This is a genomic window from Mucilaginibacter aurantiaciroseus, assembly GCF_024055595.1.
In the GTDB taxonomy this organism is placed as follows: domain Bacteria; phylum Bacteroidota; class Bacteroidia; order Sphingobacteriales; family Sphingobacteriaceae; genus Mucilaginibacter; species Mucilaginibacter aurantiaciroseus.
Genome location: NZ_JAMXOF010000003.1, coordinates 74129 through 96005 on the forward strand (window position 1 = coordinate 74129; position 21877 = coordinate 96005).

Below are 21877 nucleotides of genomic sequence, written 5' to 3' on the forward strand. Positions count from 1 at the left end.
GTGGCAATCTTCGATAGTTATGAAGCAGAATTTCTATTGAATATTGCCACGCTACCCTCGTAATAACGAGCTGGGAATACGAGAATTAGATTGACCGCTGCCAACTATCTATCCACCATCAAACCCCAAACTTCAAATGTTATCCTCGCTTTGGGATTAACTTTTTCCTGATGCTGTTTACTGCCAACTACCGTATCCCCGGCAAAGTGTTGCATATCATCGGCAATTAAAGCACGCTGGGCTACGCCTTGTATAATTACGCCGCGGCCTTTTAATTGGGTTGGCAGGGTGATGTTGTAGTTTTTAAAATGTGCGGCAATGATCTTTCCGCCGCCGGCATCCATTTCAAACCAGCCACCTTTTTCTTTGGTTACACGGATGAGTGTGCCTGTTAAGGCTGTGGTTTGCCTTATTTTCTTGCCCATAAAGTCTTCAATTTTTGTGGCAGGAACGGGTGCTATACCATTTGGCTTATGGCCAAACACCATACCATGTGGCAGGTGCACATGCTTTTGAGCAAAGCCAGCAAAGCCGCAAAAAATAAAAAAGGCGAATACTATTTTCTTCATTACCCTGTTTTAACATTCTTAGTAGTTGTTAGTTTGAAATATTTAGCCTCAAGGCTTTATTTTTCAATAGCTATTGGGCACAGGCCACTTATTTTAAGATATTTGTACTACAGCAAGAAAAGAGCAAACGGATGTTATTAGCAAGTTACCAACACGAATTTATTGAAGCAGGATGTGACGAGGCCGGTCGTGGCTGCCTTGCCGGGCCTGTATTTGCTGCGGCCGTTATTCTGCCGCGCGGTTTTGACCACCATTTGCTTAATGATTCTAAACAGCTAACCGAAGACGTGCGCTACCAGCTTCGTGAAGAAATTGAAGCAAAAGCTGTAGCCCACGCCGTTGCCTGGTGCGATAATATCGAGATAGATGAGATCAACATCTTAAATGCGTCCTTCCTGGCGATGCACCGCGCTATTGATAAGCTGCTTTGCATCCCCCAGTTTTTAATTATCGATGGTAACCGCTTTAACAAATACCGCGAAACACCTCACCATTGTATTGTAGAGGGCGATGCCAAATACTTCAGCATTGCGGCAGCATCTATCCTTGCCAAAACCTACCGCGATGATTATATGAAGCAAATTGCATTAGAGCACCCCGAGTACGAATGGCACAGCAACAAAGGCTACCCAACCATCATTCACCGTAAAATGGTGTTGCAGCATGGGCATACGCCATACCACCGTAAAACCTTTAAGGTAACCCAGCCCCCGGTACGTATTTCTAAAGAGATAATTGATAAAGCTTAAAGGGTTTTATACCTTTGGTTAACCAATTACGCTAACGCTTGAGGATATTAATATTAACGCACCGCGCACCGTTCCCGCAAAATGGCGGCTACCCCATTGTGGTAGGTAATACCATAAAAGGTTTGGTAGCACTTGGGCATGATGTTACGCTGATATCCCTCAACATAAAAAAGAAAAGCGCCCCGCGGGAGCGCGATGAGCTGCTCGAAAAAATAAATTATACCGAGTACGACATTGATACCCGCGTAACCATGATAGAGGCGGTAAGCAATCTGTTCACCAATAACTCTTACAATATTGATAAGTATTATAATGCCGGGTTCGAAAAGTTACTGTTCAGGCACTTGACGGATAATAAGTACGACATCATCCAACTGGAAGGCATCTTTGTAGCGCCTTACCTCGATATCATCCGCAGGAACTCTAAAGCCAAAGTAATTTTTAGGGCACATAACATCGAGCACCAGGTTTGGCAAAAGCTTGCCCGGCAAAAAAGCGACCCCTTTAAACGATGGTACCTGAGATTACTTGCCCGGCGCATTAAAAACTACGAGCTGGAATTGCTGAATAAATTTGATGGTATAGTAGCATTTACCGAGCAGGATAAAACTTCTATACTGTCATTCGGCACTAAAATACCGCTTACCGTTTTGCCTATCGGGATAGACCTGTCGCTATACAAACCAGACCATTCTAAAGAAGACTTTCCGAGCCTTTTTTTCCTGGGCTCACTCGATTGGTTACCCAACCGCGAGGGAATAGAATGGTTTATCGATAACTTCCATAAAGACCTTACCGACGGCGACCTGAAAGCTAAATTCTATGTAGCCGGCCATAACATCCCCGAGCAGTTTGACGATTATGAGGTGCTGGGCAAGGTGTTCATTCATGGGGAGGTTGACGATGCATTGGAGTTTGTGAACAGCAAATCTATCATGATAGTGCCGCTCCTTTCGGGTGGTGGTATGCGGGTGAAGATAGTTGAAGGTATGGCCATGGAAAAATGCATCATCTCTACCTCACTTGGTGCCGAGGGGATTAACATCCAAAATGGTAAAAATATCATCATCGCTAATGATACCGACGAATTTCATAATGCCATGCGTAAATGCATTACAGATGAACATTATTGTCATGAGATTGGCCGCAATGCCCGGCGCCTGATAGAGCAGCAGCACGATGTAAATACCATAACACATCTGCTTGCCGAATTTTATCAATCAATTATATAATCTGCCTGCGTACTACAGCTATTTTGCTATTTTTGCCCCGATATAATTTTCACCATGAAAAATACAGCTTTAACACAAGTACATACCAACCTGGGTGCCAAAATGGTGCCGTTTGCGGGCTACAACATGCCTGTACAATACGTTGGCATCAATGCCGAACATGATACCGTGCGCAAGGGCGTAGGTGTATTTGATGTGAGCCACATGGGTGAATTTATTTTGAAAGGCGATAAAGCGCTTGACCTGATCCAGCGTGTTACCAGTAATGATGCCTCTAAACTATATGATGGAAAAGTGCAATACTCTTGCCTGCCAAACGAAAATGGCGGTATTGTAGATGACCTGTTGGTTTACCGCATGGATGAGAAAACATACATGCTGGTTGTTAACGCTTCAAACATCGAAAAAGACTGGAACTGGATAAGCAAATTTAATACTGAAGGTGTGGATATGAAAGATATCTCAGACCGTACTTCGTTACTTGCCGTACAAGGCCCTAAAGCGGCTGACGCGCTGCAAAGCTTAACGGACATCGACCTGGCTTCGATGGAGTATTATACTTTTACAAAAGGCAAATTTGCAGGTATTGATAATGTGGTGGTATCCGCAACTGGGTATACCGGTGCAGGTGGCTTCGAAATTTATTTTGATAACGAGCATGCCGATTTCATCTGGAGCGAAGTGTTTAAAGCAGGCGCGCCTTTCGGTATAAAGCCAATTGGCTTAGCTGCACGCGATACCCTGCGTTTAGAGATGGGCTTCTGCCTTTACGGAAACGATATTGATGATACCACATCGCCGTTAGAAGCCGGCCTTGGCTGGGTAACTAAATTCAGCAAGGCGTTTACCAATTCAGAGGCCCTGCAACAACAAAAAGCAGCAGGTGTAGAACGCAAGTTAATTGGCTTTGAAATGATAGATCGCGGCATCCCACGCCACGATTACCAGATAGTTGACGCTGATGGTAACGTTATTGGCAAAGTAACCTCGGGCACCCAATCGCCATCGCTGCAAAAAGCAATCGGCCTGGGCTACGTAAAAAATGAATTTGCCAAAGAAGGCACCGAAATCTTCATCCTTATCCGCGATAATAAAGTAAAAGCGCAGGTTGTAAAACCACCGTTTTATAAATAACAGGGCTTTGCCCGTCATTGTATCATTAGGTCATTGCGTCATTTTTTTGACCCATGACCTAATGATTTTCCAATAACCTAATGACACATTGACCCAATGACTGCGAAAGCTTTAGATGTTTGCCTTACTCCCGCCCTTATCCCATTATATAACGTGTCGGATTATGTTGTCGTGGTAATAGATATTTTCAGAGCTACGTCGTCTATTTGCTATGGCATCGAAAATGGTGCCGAAGCTATTATCCCGGTATCTGAAGTTGAAGAATGTGCCGCCTACCGCGAAAAAGGGCTAAACTACCTCATCGCTGCCGAACGCGATGGCAAAGTGGTAGAAGGGTTCGATTTTGGCAACTCTCCGTTCTCATACACTATCGAAAAGGTATCAGGCAAAACCGTGGTGCTTACTACTACTAACGGTACACACGCCCTGCATTTATCGCGCAGTGCAAAAAAGATCGTCATCGGCTCTTTCCTTAATTTAACCGCGCTTTGCAACTGGTTAAAAACGCAGCAGGAAAACATCCTGCTGGTTTGCGCCGGGTGGAAAAACAACTTTAACCTGGAGGATACCCTTTTTGCAGGTGCGGTTGTAGAACAACTAAAAAGCAGCGGCTTTATCCTCGATGATCCCGCCATTGCTGCTAACGATCTGTTCCAAATAGGCAAAAGCAATATCGGCCAATATCTCAGCAAAACATCCCACGGCGAACGCCTCAAAAAACTCGGCATCGAAAAAGATATTGAATTTTGCCTGCAGGTTGATCTGACGACTGCCATACCAGTTTTGGATGGCGATAGGCTGGTTAAGCTTGTTTAGCCAACCTCCTTTTATTTCTCCATCTTCTTATCCACACGATTATCACCGCTATTATCAATAGTAAATACCAGCTCGATAATAAACCAAAGAATAAGCCCTGTAAAGACTCCCATCCGCTTATCAAAGCACTCTTAAGTTTATAGCCAAAGCCATTACCTACGGCAACTTGCTCAGGCTGTTTAGTGTAAAATGTAATGGTTAAGGAACTATACTCAACCTGTTTACTCATGTAATTTAACTGGCCCTGTGTCGATTCTATCTCACTGCGGACCTGGGTAAGCTTTTCTTCGATATCTAACAAGTCGCGCATTTTGCCGGCGCGGTTAAGCAAGTTCAGGTAGCGTTTTTCCAGTTGTAGTTTATTATCGAGGCGGGTTTTGGTATCGATAAATTGGGTGGTAACATCCTTTATACGAATATTGCGGCTATCGATCTTGGTGGCAGTAGAAGATACCGTGCCCAAGAAGCTATCGAAATTTTTTGCCGGGATACGGATGCTGAGCGTGTATTCTTTAGTGCCATACGAACCGTCGGTTGTTTCGCTATCATCTTCGGCATAACCACCAAAGTGCTTTAACGAGCTGATGATGAGCTTGCGGGTTTCGGCAACATCGCTTGTCTCAAAACGGATATCACCTTCTTTTATGATTTTCTTTTGGATTGCCGCAGGTTTTTGTTCAACTACTTGTTTAATATCGGCGTTGCCAACGGGTTCATCGATGGTAACTGCTTCACTTACGCCAGACCCTTGCGCTTTACCGTTGACTACAACAGGAGGCGCGTACTGCTGACTTGTAACCGATTTTTCTGCTGGCGGCGGCGGCAGTATCACCTCGGTAACTTTTAATTTCTCCTCAGGCTGGTGTTTGCATGCGATAACTCCGATCGCTAATATAAATAAGATAGTAAAATACTTTTTCACAATATAGATTTGGTTAGTTAATAATAAATATACATTATTATATTTTGATTTAACAAATAAAACAGAATATTATTTTGTTTGTTATTATAGAATTATATAACGTAGATTGCTATTTCAGTTTCTCATTATTCTGGTGCCTGTCTGCATCGCGGATGCTTTTCTTTTGCATGTTTTTCTCCAGCGCGTCAGTCAGGTCTATCCCGGTTTGGTTAGCCAGGCAGATCAGTACAAACAGCACATCGGCCATTTCATCTGCCAGGTTAACTTCCTTGTCAGATGCTTTAAACGATTGCTCGCCGTATTGCCTTGCCATGATGCGGGCAACTTCGCCCACCTCTTCCATTAACATGGCGGTATTGGTTAGCTCGTTAAAATATCGTACACCGGTTGTTTTGATCCAGTTATCTACAAGATGCTGCGCTTCCTTAATTTCCATAAACAATATTACATAATTAGTAACCGAATAACATATCGCTTTGCGAGTTACTCACTCCGCGGCATTTCATGTGCGACACTCTCTGCTCCGCGAAGAGGGTAAGAGTTTTACGCCCTCTCCTTTGGAGAGGGTTGGGGAGAGGCTTTCTTCCCCTCTTTCCGCGCAGCGAAGAGAGGAGCGACCAGCGAAGCGATGTCAGGGTGAGTACATCTCAGCCCCAAAAAACCCACACACCTAATCAACCATTCTCCGCTCATCAAATCCTCAAAACCCTTATCTTTGCCCTCGATATGACGATGAGTGCGGGTACACCTTTCCAATTTTTAGATCAGGATCTTTTACTGTTACCACAAAAGGCTATTTATTGGGCGCAAGAAAACGCCCTCATCATAACCGATGTGCATTTTGGTAAAGTTGGGCATTTTCGCAAGGCCGGTATTGCTATCCCCCGCAATATGGAGCAGGATGACCTGGCCATGCTTTCCGATCTCATCCATGAGCATCGCCCCGACAAATTATTCTTCCTCGGCGATCTGTTCCACAGCGACATGAATAACGATTGGGATTGGTTTGTGCTTTGGCGGAGCCAGTTCCCCAAATTGGAGATCATCCTGATAAAGGGCAACCACGATATCATCAGCGATAAACATTATACTGCCCTGCGCGTCATTTTACATAAGAGGTTGGTTGTTGGCCCTTTCCTGATGCTGCACCACCCGCTGCCCGATCCGGAGACGAAAGAGGAAGACGGTTACGTTTTATGCGGGCACATTCACCCTGGTATTAGTTTGGTTGGCCGGGGCAGGCAGCGCGTTACGTTGCCATGTTTCGCTTTTGGTAAGCATCAAGCCATATTGCCTTCCTTTGGCAAATTTACTGGTAAAGTGGCTATCCTGAGCCGCAAGGCCGATAGGATTTTTGGCGTGCTGGCGGATAAGGTTATCGCCATAAGCTAACCGGCGCATTATTATTTTAATATAACTTATTGCTTTTCTTATAGTTATTTGTAAATTGAGGTCTCCAATAACCTCAATTTATATGAAAAGCGTAAAACACATCCTTGCCCGTAAGGGGAGCAATGTTATTGCTGTACCTGCCACAACCATTGTTTTAGATGTATTAAAGCTGATGTCCGAAAAAAATATCGGCTCGGTAGTGGTAACCGAAAATGACGAATATATTGGCCTGGTAACCGAACGCGATTACGCCCGTAAAATCATATTGATGGGTAAACACTCTGACGAAACCACCGTTGGCGAAATTATGAGCAATAGCTTCCCACACATCACGCCGGATTCTTCTGTAGATGACTGTATGCTGATCATGAGCGAGCGCAACATACGCTACCTGCCCGTGTTTGATAAGGAACAGAACCTCAGCGGCATCATTTCCATCAACGACCTGGTTTACGAAACCATACACTCGCAAAAAGAAACTATAGAGCAGCTGCAGAGCTATATTCATTCGACATAAATCCGCCTTTAAAACTTTCGAGTGAGCATAAGGAATTTTGCCATTTTAGTCAAATCTTCACGTTGCTCTTTGGTAATGCCTTCCGGATCGAAATGCATGATATCGTTTCGTATAATTCTTACTTTATCTAACATTTTTATAAAATGGGATCGTTCAAAAGAAAGGTTTAATTTTTCCCAGTAATCAGGATTGCTAAAGATTTGTAAATAATCTCCGAACGCTAAATCATCTATAAATTCAATATCTCTTTCTATATCCCCTATTTTACAAAACTCGCGCAAGTCATCGACTAAAAATTTACTGTCTAAAATTTGCCTTAAATGTTTTTCTATTTGTTCAAGTAATAAAAAAGGTTCCGTAACAGTAATAAATTGCGTGCTGATATCAGCGAGGGTAACGATACCGCTAATTGTTTTGTCATTCTTTTGAACCAAAGCAAACTCCTTTTCTATAATAACGGATATTGCCTCTAACAAAGGGGTATCGTAGTCTAATATGGCGTAATATTTTGACGTGTAATCTTTAATATCGTCAGATTTACAACCGTTTGCCAATGCAAAACCTATAGTATCCCAGTTAACTACACCGTATACGTTTCTTGTACTACTCATCACGGGTAATTGTGAATAGTTATTTAACATCATTAAAGTAATAGCCTCTTTAAGAGTTGATTCTTTTTGAACCGTTACCAATTCTTTATTTGCCGCTGGTAGTAACTTCAATCTTTGAATAGGGTCGCTTTCATTTTTAGCTTTTGCCCGTTTCCTATGCCTTAATATTATATCACCATCGAACCATCCATTTCTATAATCCGGTTCCGTCTCAAGTTGATTTTCAAATAAGTATTGGTCAACTCGAGCTTGATTGCCAGATGTTCGCTTTTCACACCAAAATGCGTCTAATAAAGTTCTTGGAGTAATCTCAAATTCTTTGTCGTTTTCTTTAATTTCATTTACGAGTTCTGCAAACTCTTCTTTAACTATTGACATCTTTGATAAGGTTTATGTGCACTAACTTACAAATTAATTATTGTATTATTTATATAATACTGTACAGCTACATCCATTCTATCTAAACCCGACTTTAAAACCATTCCTGCTTTAAAAAGTTACTCCTTTACGGTGCGTTGATGCCCGGCAGATTATTATGCAGTACACTTCCAAACAGCAGGCTACCCCTATAATGATAGGTGCCGAGGTTTTTATAGAACCCGGGCAAACACCCAAAGAAATTGACCTTTGGTTTAAACGGCTGCAGGAAGCCGGGATGACGGTTACCCGCATCCGCCTGTTTGAAACTTATATGCATAAGGCTGATGGAAAATGGGATTTTACCCTGTTTGATGAAGCCTATAAAGCCGCCGATAAATATGGCATTAAAGTTTATGGCAACCTGTTCCCGGCTACGGCGTTTACCGACTTGGGAGGGCTAAAATTCCCGAAGGATGAAAATCATCTTGTCGCTATAGAACGATATGTAGAGAATGTTATCAGTCATTTTAAACAGTTCAACTCCTGTTATGGCTGGGTACCGGTAAATGAACCGGGAGTTGGGCATTTTCCGCAAGACCAGCATGCGACCGATAAATATAGCGAATGGAAAGCCGCCCAGGCACATCCGGAATACACGAGCGGCGGTTATGATCATTTTGATTTTGCGGATGAGCGCTTCCATCTCTATTACAACACCTGGTTCCTGCAATGGCTTACGGGTGAGATCTATAAACACGACCCGGAAAGCATCATCCATGTAAATAACCACGCCATATTTAAAAACGTGGCCGAATATGATTTTACAGCCTGGCGCGATTTTTTGACCAGTTTGGGTGGATCGGCGCATGCCAGCTGGCACTTTGACAACTTTAGTCGCCAACAATATGCTTTGGCCATAGCTGCTAACTGCGAGATCATCCGCTCGGGCGCAGGCGAAACCCCCTGGTTTATGACCGAATTGCAGGGTGGTAACAATACCTACAGCGGCTTTTTAGCCCTGTGCCCCACCAAAGAAGAAATTGCCCAATGGCTTTGGATTGCCATCGGCAGCGAAAGCAAGGGCGCTATCTTTTGGTGCCTAAACCCACGTTCATCAGGTATCGAAGCCGGCGAATGGGGTATGCTAAATTATCATAACGAACCATCCGACAGGTTGCAGGCTACAACCGAAGTTATCAATACCCTTAATGAACAGATTACCTTTTTTGAGGATGCGAAGGAATTACAATCCGGCATCAACATCATTTACATCCGCGAGTCATTATGGATAGAGAAAAAGCTGCAAATGGGTGGCAAAAGCTACGAGGGGCGTGACGAAGGTGGGGTTATGAAATCGGCTATCGCTTATTTTGAGGCATTGAGCGAGGCCGGAGTGCAAGCCAATTTAAAAGAGATAAGTGAATTTGACTTTTATAAAGATGATTACATCGGGGCGGTTATTATTTTGGCGCACCAAATCTCCATTCCATCAAAATATTGGATATTATTGGAAACATTTGTACTAAAAGGCGGTAAACTAATTGCCGACGGACTAACCGGCTATTACGATGAAAATGCCGTTGGCACCATGCGCTTAAATTTCCCTTTACGTAACTTGTTTGGAGCGGATGTGTTGGAATATATAGCCATTGATGAGATGGAAGAACTGATGGCTGATGGTATTGCCTTGCCGGCCTATCAATGGCGCGGTGAGTTAAAAACCACTACAGCAACGGCATTGGCATGCCGCGGAGAAAACTTAACTGCTACGCAAAATATGATTGGCAAGGGCACAGTTTACTGGTTGCCGTCACTCATTGGTTTAGGAAGCAGGATACTGGGCGATTATAACCACCTGAACATGTTTCTTGCCAAAGCGATAAATTTGGATACACTAAACCTGCCCTTTGTTTTTGAGGAGCCGCAAAAAGGTATACTGATGAAAGTAATGGGCAATGCTACGGAATGGGTAACCATCATCATTAATAAATCAGAAACACATCGCGAATTTAAGCTGATCCTTCGGGAAGCCACCTTGCAACCCATCGTTATTTTTGCCAATAACGGCGGTAAGGTTGGCGGCAACCACATCAGTATAGAGGCCGAAAAAACTTTGGTGATCAAATGGGTGTAGGTTTATCTTTTTATATTAGCCATTCCAATATCAAAGGAAATGAAAAAACTAATGTTACTGGCTACTTTAATATATTTCAATACCGTTATTGTTAGTGCACAGTCGACAAAAGCCATTATCCCGCTTGGTGGCAATGCCTGGGCTAAAGGCGCGGCTATTGTTTCCGATGAAGGCATAATTAATTGGAAAAGCCCGCAAGATATAACAAGCATATATTTCAGGGTTTCAACGCCGCAAACTTTTAAACTGGCGCTACGCTTGCGTGTACCAAAGGGTAATAGTGCAATAAGCATTTCCTCCGGTAAAATGGTTTTCACCAAAAAGCTTAGCAATGCTGCTTTTGACACAGTAAGCATGGGTAACATATCTATACTTAAACCGGGCTATGTAAAGCTCAACCTGAAAGGCATCAGCAAAACAGGAAGTGATTATGCAGATGTTACCGACTTAATTGTAGACGGCGTAAATGCTGATAACCAACTTACCTATGTAAAACCCGGCTCATCATTCCATTTTGGCAGGCGCGGGCCATCGGTGCATTTACGGTATGGGATACCCGATAGCATTAAAAACCAGGTAAAATGGTTTTATAACGAGATAACCGTTCCGCAAAAAATGGATGTTGTTGGTTCCTATTTTATGGCCGATGGTTTTAATGGCGGGTATTTTGGTATGCAGGTAAATTCGGCTACAGAGCGCAGGGTGTTGTTCTCCGTTTGGAGCCCTTTTACTACTGATGACCCTAAGAGCATTCCCGATAGCCTGCGTATCAAGCTGTTAAACAAAGGCCCAACCGTACACGGCGGGGCCTTTGGTGATGAGGGATCGGGTGGGCAAAGCTACCTGCAGTACCCTTGGCAGGCAGGTAAAACCTACGCGTTTTTATTAGAAGCCGACCCTAATCCTACAAAAGACGCAACTATGTACACCGCCTGGTTTAAAGAGAAAAGCAGTAATACATGGTTGCTTATCGCAAGCTTTCTTCGCCCAAAAACTAACCTTTATCTAAACGACTTGTACTCCTTTGTAGAAAACTTTGAACCTGATAATGGCGACAAAACCCGCATGGCCTACTTCACCAACCAATGGCTGGGCGATACGCTGGGGTATTTTTCCGCTACAGGCAACGTCACTTACACCGGCGATGAAACCGCCCGCAAGAACTATCGTAAAGATTATTCGGGTGGTATAAAAGACGGTGTATTATACCTGCGCAACGGCGGTTTTTTTGACGATCTGGCGCCTTTAAACCAGAAATTTTCACCAAAAAACACATTTCATCCGCCTTTAATTGACTTCAAAACGCTGCCGAGGTAACTATTCGTCATTGTTCCTTTTTTCAGCTTCCTCAGGCTCTGACAGTAGTTCCACGTAGGTATAAAAAGCGTATTTGTTCACCGGGTATAGTACAATAAAAGTTTTTTGTACAAAAGTGCTTTTAATAAAATAGGGGATCCGAATGGCGGCTACAATAATTGACCGCATTAAAGCTTTACCATCATCGGTGTCAGTTTTCGCACCTGCCGATTGTAATAAAATAAGAACTAACAAATGGAACACCACCCAATACGCATTTAAGCCAATGATGAATTTGGGGAATATATCGCGCCTTTTTATCATTAGGAAAAAGCAAAAGGCGGCAAAGCATATTGTAAACACATTGCCAAATGTTTCGAATGTAAAAGCGGCATTGTAAAAAGCTTTAGAAGATCCCGGGAGTTTTAAATCTCATTTGCTCATGTCGAACGATCCGTTATTTATAACGGTAGCAAATACCTTTATCTCCAACAACAAGCGGTGCCATTTTATCGTTGCTGCCGAAACCATCCTTAAAAGAAAAGCCAATGGCGTTGAAAAATTCTCTCGAACGGTTAAGATCCTTCACCGGTAGGTTCATCCAAAGTTCTTTTGTAATGATGGTTAGTTTGATTGGTTAATAAATATAAACAAATGTATGCCGGTTTTGCAATTGTAACAGGGTGGTAATGCGACCATTTAAAGGGTAGATGCCGCCATGGCAACTCCTGCAAATATTGTTTAATATTTATATTTCACTTCAATATGCGAAAATGCCGGATAATGTTTCATATTTGTTCAAGTATTGTGCTATAAATTAATCTCATGAATGTTGATCTTACCAACTGCGACAGAGAACCTATTCACATTCCCGGTAAAATACAATCGCACGGGTTTTTATTCGTTATCAATCAGGACAATGTCATCGTTTATCACAGTGATAATATTACTGTGTTTTTACCGGATATTTCTCCAAATTTATTGGGTAAGCACATCAACATTATCGAGCCTATCATCGGTAAAAACGAGCCGCCTAACTTTATAAGTCAACTTTTATCCTTCGGAAAAATTAAAGGATTTGACCAAACCAACCCTTTTAATACGAACATACGAGGAGTTGCATTTCATTTGATCATATCTGTATCAGCGGATTTTTATTTGCTGGAGTTTGAGCCTGCGCATTCTGACAGCGCTACCGATGTGCAAAAAATGATAGGCCGGTCTATCGCGGAAATGTTGGCCGATAAAAACCTGCAAAACCTTTTAAGTAATAGTGCGGTACAGGTTAAAAACGTAATAGGGTATGATAGGGTAATGGTTTACCGCTTTGCGGAGGACGGGCATGGCGAAGTTATTGCCGAAGCAAAAAATACAGAATTACCCTCATGGCTTGGCCTGCACTACCCTGCATCGGATATCCCTAAACAAGCACGCGAGCTTTACAAACTAAATTTAACCCGCTTAATTGCCAATGTACATGCCGAGCCATCGGCTATTTTAACCATAGCAGCTAACGAACTACCGCTGGATATGACCAACTCCGGCCTGCGCGCGGTATCGCCCATCCACATTCAGTATTTAAAAAACATGGGGGTCGAATCCAGCTTCAGTATCTCCCTGATGTACAAGGGCGAGCTTTGGGGTTTGATAGCGTGCCATAATTATTCGCCACGGTTTATAGATTACAGGTCGCGGGAGTCGGCAAAATTAATAGGCCAGATACTATCGTCTGCCCTTGAGTTTAGGCAGGACGAAGAGAACCAGCACACACAAGCGCTTTTTAAAAGTGCTGTTGCCCAACTAAGCCGGTTGATGTTAAAGGATACCAATATCGATCATGCCTTAACCGCCCATAGTGTTAACCTGCTTAACGCGGTTGAAGCCCCGGGCGCGGCCCTTATCTTTGAAAACCACATACATACCCTTGGCATTACACCAACCGATTTGCAGATAACCAGTGTGGTTGCCTGGTTAAAAAATAATGTAAGCGATAATTTTTACTACACCAACCAGCTACCGGTTGAATTTCCAGAATCTGCATTATTCAAGAACGTTGCATCGGGTATAATGGTAACTACGCTATCCCGCGAGCTTGGCGAATACGTGATATGGTTTAAGCCCGAGCAACTGGAGACCATTACCTGGGCAGGCACCCCCGATAAACCGGTAGAGACAACGGTTGATGGGGTAGCGCAATTATCGCCCCGGCATTCGTTCGAGGCCTGGTCGCAAACGGTATCGGGCACATCAAAAAACTGGACTAACGAGGAGGTGAAATCTGTAATGCGCCTGCGTAGCGAAATCACTTACGCCATCAACCAAAAAGCAGGGGCCATCCGCCTGCTTAACGAAAAGCTGAAAGAGGCCTATGAAGAGCTGGATACCTTTAGTTTCACGATATCGCACGATCTGAAGAACCCGATATCAACCGTTAAAAGCTATGCGCAAATTTTGCTGCGCGATAAGGGAATGAATCCGCAGTCTGTTAAAATTTTAGAACGCATCAACAAGGGTGCCGATAAAATGAATAACATGATCAACGAGGTATTGGATTACTCGCGCATTGGGCGGTTGGAATTGACATTATCTAACATCGATCCCAAACCTATCATACAGGATATTGTGCGCGATCTGCTACTCATCTACGATTTTGATGAAAGCTGCATAACCATTGGTAAAACCCCAAGGATCCAGTGCGACCCGGTAATGATATCGCAGGTGTTTTCTAACATCATTAGCAACGCAATTAAATACTCCATGCACTCTAATCCGCCTAAGGTGACCATATCGGGTACCAAAAACAACCATGAGGTAGTTTATTCAATTACGGATAATGGCCTGGGTATAGATATTAAACAGCGGCCAAGGATATTTGAATTATTCCACCGCACGGATAATGTGGGTGATATCGAAGGATCAGGCGTAGGGCTTGCCATTGTAAAGCGCATAATAGACAAACACAAGGGCAAGGTTTGGGTAGAGAGCGAGCTGGGCAATGGCTCAACCTTTAACATCCTGTTTAATAAGTAATAACGCTTTGTCATGCTGCCGTTAGCCAACGAATCAGCATCTCTCATGCAAATTATCACCGCTAATTATCCTGCGGCATCCCAATCCGTTGGCTAACAGATCCGGATGCCGGATGCTATTATTTAGCCTTCTCAAACCATTCGCCAAACTTGAAAAAGGTTTCGTTGGCGGCAGCTATTATAACGGCTTCCTGTTCCGGGTTTTCGGCCTGGCTATCCAAAGCGTTTTTAAACGTATCCCACATGGTTACTGTGTTATCACCATAGCTGGTAAAAAACGACAGGCCTTTATCCAAACTTAATTGCTGCTGCATCATTTTGCTGATGATCTTGCCCCCCAGGGTAGATCCCTCTATTACGTACAATGCGCCCAAGGCTTCTAAATGGTTTTTAATGCGCGGCAGTGCATCACAGTCGGCTTTTGCCGGCACATCGCCGCCAAGTGCGGTTATATCATCGGCAATGGCTTGTGTTTTACGCCGCTCATCATTATCGGGCAATAGGTTTTTATCTATCGCCTGGTTTATTTTAACTTCCAGCCCCCCAAAGTAGCCGTAGAATAATTTTAAAAGGTTGGCATATTCCTGCTGCGAGCGGATGGCCTTAAGCTGGCTCACAAGTCTCTTTTCTAAGATCTGGTGATTGGCTTTAGTTTCTTCTTTTAATTTATCTGATAACATATTTCTTAATAAGCCGGCCTTTTGCAAAGCCAATTTGTTTACACAGCTTAAATAGCTGATCGCATTACTTTTTATATAAATAAAGCCGGGCCGGGTTTCCACGCTGTTTAGCATTTAATGCTACAGACCTTTTCCCGAATCCGTCAAGTTCATCCGGTGTAAATATTTCTTCGATCGGGTACATTTGATGGGTGCGCGGTAGTGTTAACGGGATATCCCGTTCATACAATTCGCTTCCCAAAAATTGAAATGCTGCCGAATCAAAATTGTTTTGGCCACTGTAAAGCCGGTTTTTTCTGCTAAAATACCCATGCTTTTTTTAGTGTGCAACACAAAATGCCCGGGCGCGTATAACTGCACCCGGTTTTCTTAGTAAATATCCCACGCCTCGCCAAGCACCGGCACGCATACCAAAAATATACCGCAACTTTTTTAATAGCCTGTGGTATTGTTCCATTTCCTATACCTGTTGATCCATATGTTCTAACACATGGTGGGTAATAAGCGCATCATACGTGTTGGAGGGCATTTCAGACAGGTCTATTTTTAATACCTCAACATTAAACCCGTGATGTATTTCGTTACCTATAAATTTATTAACGCCGGTAACGTGTTCAAAACCGAGGTTAAATAATTCGCAAATGAGCCGGCCTTTTCCACAACCAATATCCAAAATTTTTGCCCCCGGCATGGTCTTAATGGGTTTTAATAAAGCAAAAGCCCTACTGCCTGATGTTGTATGTTTTTTCTTCATCCGGATGCCGCTTATCAACCGATTTAGCAATGGCTGCCTTTTAAGCTTTGGCACAATTTGGTTAAACGATACGTAGTACGGCGGGTAATGCTTATTGATATCAACAGGCACTTCCATAATTTGAATGCAACCACAATTAAGGCACTCGCCATACCCAAACTGTTCTCGGGCCCCAAACATCATTTCTTTAAAAACGTGCTATGGCTCAACAGGAGTATTGCGTATCCTGCAATTTATTGAATTTGTCATAAGGAGGTGTAGCAAGTAGGTTTATTTTAACCCTTACGTGGTAAACTGTATGGGTATAATAATGTAACAATGTTATGTTAAATGTATTATTAAAAAACGGCATTTGCTATTTCAAATTATAATATTTAGTATTGTGTACCGATGACACAATAGCCACATATTGTGTTGATAACCAATTATAAATAGTTTATAGCCTTAACCGGACTGTATTTAATTGAAGTGATTTTTATGAGGAAAAATTATCTAATGCTGCTTGCGCTGTTTCCTGCTTTGGCATCGGCACAAACCAAATGGAGCGAAACCAAAAATGGCGACATCGCTTTTGTAAGCAACACCGGCGGGCGCAGCCTGGGTTACTCCACCACATCCGGCGTTAAAATACTTACCATTGACGGCCTGGCATTTAAAGACCTGAACAAGAACGGCAAGCTGGATAAATACGAAGACTGGCGCTTACCCATTGATGTACGCGCTAAAGACCTTGCCTCGAAACTTAGCGTTGAGCAGATAGCGGGCTTAATGCTATATAGCCGCCACCAAATGATCCCGAGCATCCCGGATGGGCCGTTCGCGGCCACTTATGGCGGCAAGCCTTTCTCAGAAAGTGGCGCAAATGCTTACGACCTGTCAGATCAGCAAAAACAATTCCTTTCCAAAGATAATGTGCGCCACGTGCTGGTAACATCGGTAAAAAGCCCCGAGGTAGTTGCGCGATGGAACAATAATGTGCAGGCATATACCGAGGGTACAGGCATGGGTATCCCGGCTAATAACAGTTCGGACCCTCGCCACGGCACGGTTGCCACTGCCGAGTTTAACGGTGGTGCGGGTGGTATTATTTCTATGTGGCCCGGCTCATTAGGTATGGCCGCGACCTTCAACCCTGCCGAAACAGAAAAATTTGGCCATATAGCCGCGCAGGAATATCGTGCGCTTGGCATTGCCACAGCGTTATCGCCGCAGGTTGATATGACCAGCGACCCGCGCTGGAACCGCGTAAGCGGTACTTTTGGCGAAGACCCGCAACTGGCGGCAGATATGGCAAGGGCCTACATAGATGGTTTCCAGACATCAACTGGGGCTAAAGAACTAGCCAACGGCTGGGGATATAATAGTGTAAACGCCATGGTGAAACACTGGCCGGGCGGTGGCGCCGGCGAAGGTGGCCGCGATGCGCACTTCGGTTTTGGTAAATATGCCGTTTACCCCGGCAAAAACTTTAACGAAGCTTTGATACCTTTTACACAAGGCGCGTTTAAGCTTGCCGGCAAAACAGGGATGGCTGCCGCGGTGATGCCCTACTATACCATTAGCTTTAACCAGGATACCAGGAACCACGAGAACGTGGCGAACAACTATAACAAATACATTATTACCGACCTGCTGCGCAACAAATACCATTATGATGGTGTGGTTTGTACCGACTGGATGGTAACAGGCGACGAAACGGTGATTAACAGCTTCCTGTCGGGTAAATCATGGGGGATGGAGAAAGCTACCATCGCCCAGCGCCATTACAAAATACTGATGGCCGGTGTTGACCAGTTTGGCGGCAATAACAATATGGCCCCTGTTTTAGAGGCTTACCAAATAGGCATTAAAGAACATGGCGAAACGTTTATGCGCGCCAGGTTTGAGCAATCTGCCGTGCGTTTGCTAAGGGGTAGTTTCCGTACCGGTTTGTTTGAGAACCCGTACCTGGATGTTGAAGTAACCAAAAAAACCGTGGGCAACCCCGAATTTATGAAGGCGGGTTACGATGCGCAACTAAAGTCGATAGTGATGCTGAAGAACAAGGCTAACGTGCTGCCTTTGCAAACAGGCAAAACTGTTTATGTGCCTAAGAAATTTACCCCGGCGGGTAAAAACTTTTTGGGCAGGCCTTATCCTGAAAAACTGGAGTACCCGTTGAATATGGATATTGTTAAAAAATACTTTAAAGTAACCGAAAACCCCGATGAAGCCGACTACGCCCTGGTATTTATTGCGAGCCCAATTGGTCACGGTGGATATGACGAGGCTGATGTGAAGGCAGGCGGCAATGGCTACTTACCGGTATCATTACAATACGGTAAATACACTGCCGAAACGGCCCGTGAAACCAGCCTTGCCGGTGGCGACCCGCTGGAGAAATTTACCAACCGTAGTTATAAAAACAAATCAGAGATCTCGACCAATGTTACCGACCTGGCAATGGTGAACGATACCTACGCCAAAATGAAAGGCAAGCCGGTTATCGTATCTATAAACGTAAACAACCCGCTGGTATTTGGCGAGTTCGAGAAAAACGCCAACGCCATCATCGCCGATTTTGGTGTGCAGGGCCAGGCAAGTCTGGATATCTTAACCGGTAAAGCAGAACCATCGGCTTTATTGCCCCTGCAGATGCCATTGGATATGAAAGTTGTAGAAGCCCAATACGAAGATGTACCACACGATATGAAGTGCTATACCGATTCTGAAGGCCATGTATACGATTTTGCTTACGGGTTGAACTGGAAAGGCGTAATTAAAGATGCCCGCACAGCCAGGTATGGCAAACCAGCTGTAAAACATTAATTTGCAATAGTTTATATTTAACCAAAAAGTACACAGAGATTTCACAAAGGGCACAAAGTGGTTCAATATCTCTTTGTGAGCTTTGTGGTTTTCCTTTGTGCTCTTTGTGGTAACCTTTTAACCTTAGATCATGAAACGCATCTTCACTTTATCCCTGTTGTTAATCACCTATTGTGCTTTCTCGCAAGAGGCCTTTAATGTTATACAAACCACTGCCGGTAAAATATCCGGCACGGTTAGCGAGGATAAAAGTGTTCAGATCTTTAAAGGCATCCCTTTTGCCGCGCCGCCGGTTGGCGATTTGCGCTGGAAAGCCCCACAGCCTGTAAAACCATGGGCCGGCGTAAAAGAATGTACCCAATTTGCCAAAAGCCCCATGCAGGCAAAGCCCAACGAGTTTGGCGTTTACACCCGCGAGTTTTTGATAAAAGATGAACCGTTGAGCGAAGATTGCCTGTACCTGAACATTTGGACGGCTGCAAAATCACCTGCCGAAAAACGCCCGGTAATGGTGTGGATCTATGGTGGTGGCTTTGTAAGCGGCGGTACCAACGTGCCTATTTACGATGGCGAAGCGCTTGCTAAAAAAGGAATTATACTGGTGAGCATCCCATACCGTGTGGGCATATTAGGTTTCTTTTCCCACCCTGAACTAACGAAAGAATCGCCTAACCATGCATCGGGTAACTACGGGTTAATGGACCAGCTTGCAGCCTTGAAGTGGGTAAAGCAAAACATTGCCGCCTTTGGTGGCGACCCAAACCATGTAACCATTGCGGGGCAATCGGCGGGTTCTATGGCGGTGAATAGTCTTGTGGCATCACCATTAGCAAAAGGCCTTTTTAACAGGGCAATTGCCGAAAGCGGTGCAAGTTTTACTACGGGCCCGTTTGGTGGTTTAACCTTACAACAGGCGGAAGAAGCAGGTGTAAAAACTGCCGAGGCCCTTGGCGCAAGATCATTAGCCGATTTGCGTAAACTGCCCGCCGAATACCTTTTAAAACAGTTTGGCGGCCGCCCAATTGTTGACGGGTATGTATTGCCGCAAAGCATAGCAGCAATATTTGTAGCAAATAAAGAGAATAGCGTACCCCTGCTTACCGGCTGGAACGCTGATGATGCCTTTATCGGCAAGTTAAAAAATGCGGCTGATTACCGCACCGATGCACAGAAAAAGTATGGTGACAAAGCGGCTGCGTTTTTAAAACTATACCCGGGTGATACCGATGAACAAGCAGCCAAATCGCAAATAGCCATCAATCGCGACCAAACCTTCGGTACGCAAAATTATACCTGGGCAAATGTTCAAAGCGCAAAAGGTAAGGCTAAAGTTTACCTGTACCGCTTTACCCGCCGCCTGCCGGCAACCGAAGCGTTTAAGAAGTACGGCGCCTTCCACACCGGCGAGGTGGCATACGTGTTTAACAACTTGAAGTTCCTGAACCGGCCACTCGAACAGGTGGATCATGATCTGGCCAATACTATATCGCAGTACTGGGTAAACTTTGTTAAAACCGGCAACCCCAAAGGTTACCAACTCCCGGCATGGCCTTCGTATAACACTACCACGGCAAAAACCATGTACCTGGGCGAAACGCCTGCGGCCAAATCATTAGTAGATAAAGCGGCATTGGAGTTTATGGTGAAGAATATAACGAAGTAGTATTTGGATCACACCGAGCTTGTTGAAGGGCGTTCGCGGGGCGGTAATGGAACGATTTGGGTATAAGAATTTATTGACACGAGGTGGTGGCACTATTTTGTCAGTAGCGCAATTTTTAAACAACTGATTGTATGGTATTTAGAAAAATTCGTGTGTGTTCACAAACGTGAACGTGAACATTTTGGGTTGTTTTTTCACCTGCGGATTGGTTTTAACTTTCTATCGCCTAAATGTCATAAAACCCAGTCTGTAAAAACTCGGCAGCTTTAAATGGGTTCATAATACAACGTGTTTGCATAAAAAGTAACACAGGCATTACACCTATATTATTCGTATAATGTTTATTTGGCGTTTAATATTATAGTTGAATAGTATCTATTTATTATTTAAAATGTGATATTTACAGCGCGATACCTGAATACATGTTCAACACATTATCACCGGTTCTATGAAAACTACTCCTTCTACGTTAAAGATCCTTTCCATTGACATCGGTGGCTCAAGCATAAAAGCTACTATTCTGAACAGTAAAGGCGACCTCACCATGGACTATAAAAAAGTAGCCACGCCAAAGCCGGCTAATCCGGATAGCGTGATCAAAGCTATTAACGGCCTTATAAAAGGCTACCCTGCCTATGATAAGGTATCGGTAGGCTTCCCCGGTTATGTACGTAACGGTATTGTAAAAACCGCCCCAAACCTTGGTAACGATTTTTGGAAAGATGTAGATTTCCGTAAGAAACTGGAAAGCGCTTTAGGCAAAGACGCAAAAGTTGTGAATGATGCCGACATGCAGGGCCTTGGCGTTGTTAGCGGCAAAGGCCTGGAAATGGTGATAACCCTTGGCACAGGCTTCGGCACCGCCCTATTAATGGACGGCCACTTATTGCCGCATTTAGAGGTATCGCATCACCCGGTGTCAAAAGGCCGCGATTACGATCAGTATATTGGTGATAAAGCGCTTGAAGAAGTAGGCGAAAAAAAATGGAACCGCCGCATGGAAAAAGTTTTTGAAATATTAAAAACTGTATTCAACTACGACTATTTATATATAGGCGGCGGCAACTCAGATCTGCTTGATTTTAAGCTGGACAAAAACATGAAAATAGTAACCAATGCCGATGGCATTAAAGGCGGGGCGAAATTGTGGCAGGAAGATAAACATCCGGTTACACACACAGCAATGGCAACCCCAACAAAATAATAATTAC

The 21877-nt window shown here is 43.9% G+C and carries 19 protein-coding genes and 1 pseudogene; 12 read left to right on the forward strand and 8 right to left on the reverse strand.

The window, feature by feature from the left end; translation table 11 throughout:
* Window positions 1-104 precede the first annotated feature (104 nt).
* Entirely contained in the window at window positions 105-569 is a 465-nt protein-coding gene (locus tag NAF17_RS13655) for a DUF4920 domain-containing protein (protein WP_252758563.1), read from the reverse strand.
* Window positions 570-700: 131 nt separating this feature from the next.
* On the opposite strand from NAF17_RS13655, the gene rnhB reads away from it, so the two are divergent.
* The 4 genes from rnhB to NAF17_RS13675 all read left to right on the forward strand — a co-directional run bounded on the left by rnhB (window position 701) and on the right by NAF17_RS13675 (window position 4500).
* Complete coding sequence (gene rnhB, locus NAF17_RS13660; protein WP_252758564.1) at window positions 701-1318, forward strand: ribonuclease HII; 618 nt, start codon at window positions 701-703, stop codon at window positions 1316-1318.
* A gap of 38 nt (window positions 1319-1356) precedes the next feature.
* Entirely contained in the window at window positions 1357-2550 is a 1194-nt protein-coding gene (locus tag NAF17_RS13665; RefSeq protein ID WP_252758565.1) for a glycosyltransferase family 4 protein, read from the forward strand.
* Between the two features lie 54 nt (window positions 2551-2604).
* Window positions 2605-3684 carry a glycine cleavage system aminomethyltransferase GcvT gene (gene gcvT / locus NAF17_RS13670; RefSeq protein WP_252758566.1) on the forward strand — a complete coding sequence of 360 codons (1080 nt, stop codon included), beginning with the start codon at window positions 2605-2607 and terminating at the stop codon, window positions 3682-3684.
* A 96-nt stretch (window positions 3685-3780) separates the two neighbouring features.
* Window positions 3781-4500: a 2-phosphosulfolactate phosphatase gene (locus tag NAF17_RS13675; RefSeq protein ID WP_252758567.1), complete on the forward strand. Its 720-nt coding sequence runs from the start codon at window positions 3781-3783 to the stop codon at window positions 4498-4500.
* Here NAF17_RS13675 and NAF17_RS13680 read toward each other — a convergent pair.
* Window positions 4487-5422: a DUF4349 domain-containing protein gene (locus NAF17_RS13680; protein ID WP_252758568.1), complete on the reverse strand. Its 936-nt coding sequence runs from the start codon at window positions 5420-5422 to the stop codon at window positions 4487-4489. The two genes, NAF17_RS13675 and NAF17_RS13680, sit on opposite strands and share 14 nt — an antisense overlap.
* Before the next feature lie 109 nt (window positions 5423-5531).
* Window positions 5532-5858: a nucleotide pyrophosphohydrolase gene (locus tag NAF17_RS13685; protein ID WP_252758569.1), complete on the reverse strand. Its 327-nt coding sequence runs from the start codon at window positions 5856-5858 to the stop codon at window positions 5532-5534.
* 290 nt (window positions 5859-6148) lie between these two features.
* Here NAF17_RS13685 and pdeM point away from each other — a divergent pair, with 290 nt between their 5' ends.
* Window positions 6149-6814 (forward strand): ligase-associated DNA damage response endonuclease PdeM, encoded by a 666-nt coding sequence (pdeM, locus tag NAF17_RS13690; RefSeq protein ID WP_252758570.1) that lies wholly within the window; start codon window positions 6149-6151, stop codon window positions 6812-6814.
* A gap of 82 nt (window positions 6815-6896) precedes the next feature.
* On the forward strand, window positions 6897-7331 hold the full coding sequence (locus tag NAF17_RS13695) for a CBS domain-containing protein (protein WP_252758571.1): 435 nt from the start codon (window positions 6897-6899) through the stop codon (window positions 7329-7331).
* Window positions 7332-7339: 8 nt separating this feature from the next.
* Here NAF17_RS13695 and NAF17_RS13700 read toward each other — a convergent pair whose 3' ends face one another.
* Complete coding sequence (locus NAF17_RS13700) at window positions 7340-8320, reverse strand: CBS domain-containing anti-phage protein (RefSeq protein ID WP_252758572.1); 981 nt, start codon at window positions 8318-8320, stop codon at window positions 7340-7342.
* A gap of 157 nt (window positions 8321-8477) precedes the next feature.
* Here NAF17_RS13700 and NAF17_RS13705 point away from each other — a divergent pair, with 157 nt between their 5' ends.
* Together NAF17_RS13705 and NAF17_RS13710 are read left to right on the forward strand one after the other, a co-directional pair.
* On the forward strand, window positions 8478-10436 hold the full coding sequence (locus NAF17_RS13705; RefSeq protein ID WP_252758573.1) for a beta-galactosidase trimerization domain-containing protein: 1959 nt from the start codon (window positions 8478-8480) through the stop codon (window positions 10434-10436).
* 39 nt (window positions 10437-10475) lie between these two features.
* The gene (locus NAF17_RS13710) at window positions 10476-11753 is read left to right on the forward strand and encodes a DUF3472 domain-containing protein (RefSeq protein ID WP_252758574.1); all 1278 of its coding nucleotides are present in this window, start codon (window positions 10476-10478) and stop codon (window positions 11751-11753) included.
* Here NAF17_RS13710 and NAF17_RS13715 read toward each other — a convergent pair.
* Both NAF17_RS13715 and NAF17_RS13720 read right to left on the reverse strand, forming a co-directional pair.
* Window positions 11754-12122: pseudogene (locus NAF17_RS13715) on the reverse strand (DUF2569 family protein); the annotation flags it as partial. It lies immediately after the preceding gene.
* Between the two features lie 67 nt (window positions 12123-12189).
* The gene (locus tag NAF17_RS13720; RefSeq protein ID WP_252758576.1) at window positions 12190-12333 is read right to left on the reverse strand and encodes a hypothetical protein; all 144 of its coding nucleotides are present in this window, start codon (window positions 12331-12333) and stop codon (window positions 12190-12192) included.
* Window positions 12334-12557: 224 nt separating this feature from the next.
* On the opposite strand from NAF17_RS13720, the gene NAF17_RS13725 reads away from it, so the two are divergent.
* Complete coding sequence (locus tag NAF17_RS13725; protein WP_252758577.1) at window positions 12558-14762, forward strand: ATP-binding protein; 2205 nt, start codon at window positions 12558-12560, stop codon at window positions 14760-14762.
* 118 nt (window positions 14763-14880) lie between these two features.
* Here NAF17_RS13725 and NAF17_RS13730 read toward each other — a convergent pair whose 3' ends face one another.
* Complete coding sequence (locus NAF17_RS13730) at window positions 14881-15441, reverse strand: biliverdin-producing heme oxygenase (protein WP_252758578.1); 561 nt, start codon at window positions 15439-15441, stop codon at window positions 14881-14883.
* Between the two features lie 460 nt (window positions 15442-15901).
* Entirely contained in the window at window positions 15902-16378 is a 477-nt protein-coding gene (locus NAF17_RS13735) for a class I SAM-dependent methyltransferase (RefSeq protein ID WP_252758579.1), read from the reverse strand.
* Between the two features lie 294 nt (window positions 16379-16672).
* Here NAF17_RS13735 and NAF17_RS13740 point away from each other — a divergent pair, with 294 nt between their 5' ends.
* The 3 genes from NAF17_RS13740 to NAF17_RS13750 all read left to right on the forward strand — a co-directional run bounded on the left by NAF17_RS13740 (window position 16673) and on the right by NAF17_RS13750 (window position 21870).
* Window positions 16673-19003: a glycoside hydrolase family 3 protein gene (locus tag NAF17_RS13740; protein WP_252758580.1), complete on the forward strand. Its 2331-nt coding sequence runs from the start codon at window positions 16673-16675 to the stop codon at window positions 19001-19003.
* A gap of 130 nt (window positions 19004-19133) precedes the next feature.
* The gene (locus NAF17_RS13745; RefSeq protein WP_252758581.1) at window positions 19134-20666 is read left to right on the forward strand and encodes a carboxylesterase/lipase family protein; all 1533 of its coding nucleotides are present in this window, start codon (window positions 19134-19136) and stop codon (window positions 20664-20666) included.
* 448 nt (window positions 20667-21114) lie between these two features.
* Window positions 21115-21870 carry an ROK family protein gene (locus NAF17_RS13750; RefSeq protein ID WP_252758582.1) on the forward strand — a complete coding sequence of 252 codons (756 nt, stop codon included), beginning with the start codon at window positions 21115-21117 and terminating at the stop codon, window positions 21868-21870.
* The last annotated feature ends 7 nt before the right edge of the window (window positions 21871-21877 follow it).

Coding starts and splice junctions, on each gene's coding strand:
- NAF17_RS13655 (WP_252758563.1), bottom strand. CDS start 569: ATGAAGAAAATAGTATTCGCCTTTTTTATTTTTTGCGGCTTTGCTGGC.
- rnhB (WP_252758564.1), top strand. CDS start 701: ATGTTATTAGCAAGTTACCAACACGAATTTATTGAAGCAGGATGTGAC.
- gcvT (WP_252758566.1), top strand. CDS start 2,605: ATGAAAAATACAGCTTTAACACAAGTACATACCAACCTGGGTGCCAAA.
- NAF17_RS13675 (WP_252758567.1), top strand. CDS start 3,781: ATGACTGCGAAAGCTTTAGATGTTTGCCTTACTCCCGCCCTTATCCCA.
- NAF17_RS13685 (WP_252758569.1), bottom strand. CDS start 5,858: ATGGAAATTAAGGAAGCGCAGCATCTTGTAGATAACTGGATCAAAACA.
- pdeM (WP_252758570.1), top strand. CDS start 6,149: ATGACGATGAGTGCGGGTACACCTTTCCAATTTTTAGATCAGGATCTT.
- NAF17_RS13695 (WP_252758571.1), top strand. CDS start 6,897: ATGAAAAGCGTAAAACACATCCTTGCCCGTAAGGGGAGCAATGTTATT.
- NAF17_RS13700 (WP_252758572.1), bottom strand. CDS start 8,320: ATGTCAATAGTTAAAGAAGAGTTTGCAGAACTCGTAAATGAAATTAAA.
- NAF17_RS13705 (WP_252758573.1), top strand. CDS start 8,478: ATGCAGTACACTTCCAAACAGCAGGCTACCCCTATAATGATAGGTGCC.
- NAF17_RS13710 (WP_252758574.1), top strand. CDS start 10,476: ATGAAAAAACTAATGTTACTGGCTACTTTAATATATTTCAATACCGTT.
- NAF17_RS13720 (WP_252758576.1), bottom strand. CDS start 12,333: ATGAACCTACCGGTGAAGGATCTTAACCGTTCGAGAGAATTTTTCAAC.
- NAF17_RS13725 (WP_252758577.1), top strand. CDS start 12,558: ATGAATGTTGATCTTACCAACTGCGACAGAGAACCTATTCACATTCCC.
- NAF17_RS13730 (WP_252758578.1), bottom strand. CDS start 15,441: ATGTTATCAGATAAATTAAAAGAAGAAACTAAAGCCAATCACCAGATC.
- NAF17_RS13735 (WP_252758579.1), bottom strand. CDS start 16,378: ATGATGTTTGGGGCCCGAGAACAGTTTGGGTATGGCGAGTGCCTTAAT.
- NAF17_RS13740 (WP_252758580.1), top strand. CDS start 16,673: ATGAGGAAAAATTATCTAATGCTGCTTGCGCTGTTTCCTGCTTTGGCA.
- NAF17_RS13745 (WP_252758581.1), top strand. CDS start 19,134: ATGAAACGCATCTTCACTTTATCCCTGTTGTTAATCACCTATTGTGCT.
- NAF17_RS13750 (WP_252758582.1), top strand. CDS start 21,115: ATGAAAACTACTCCTTCTACGTTAAAGATCCTTTCCATTGACATCGGT.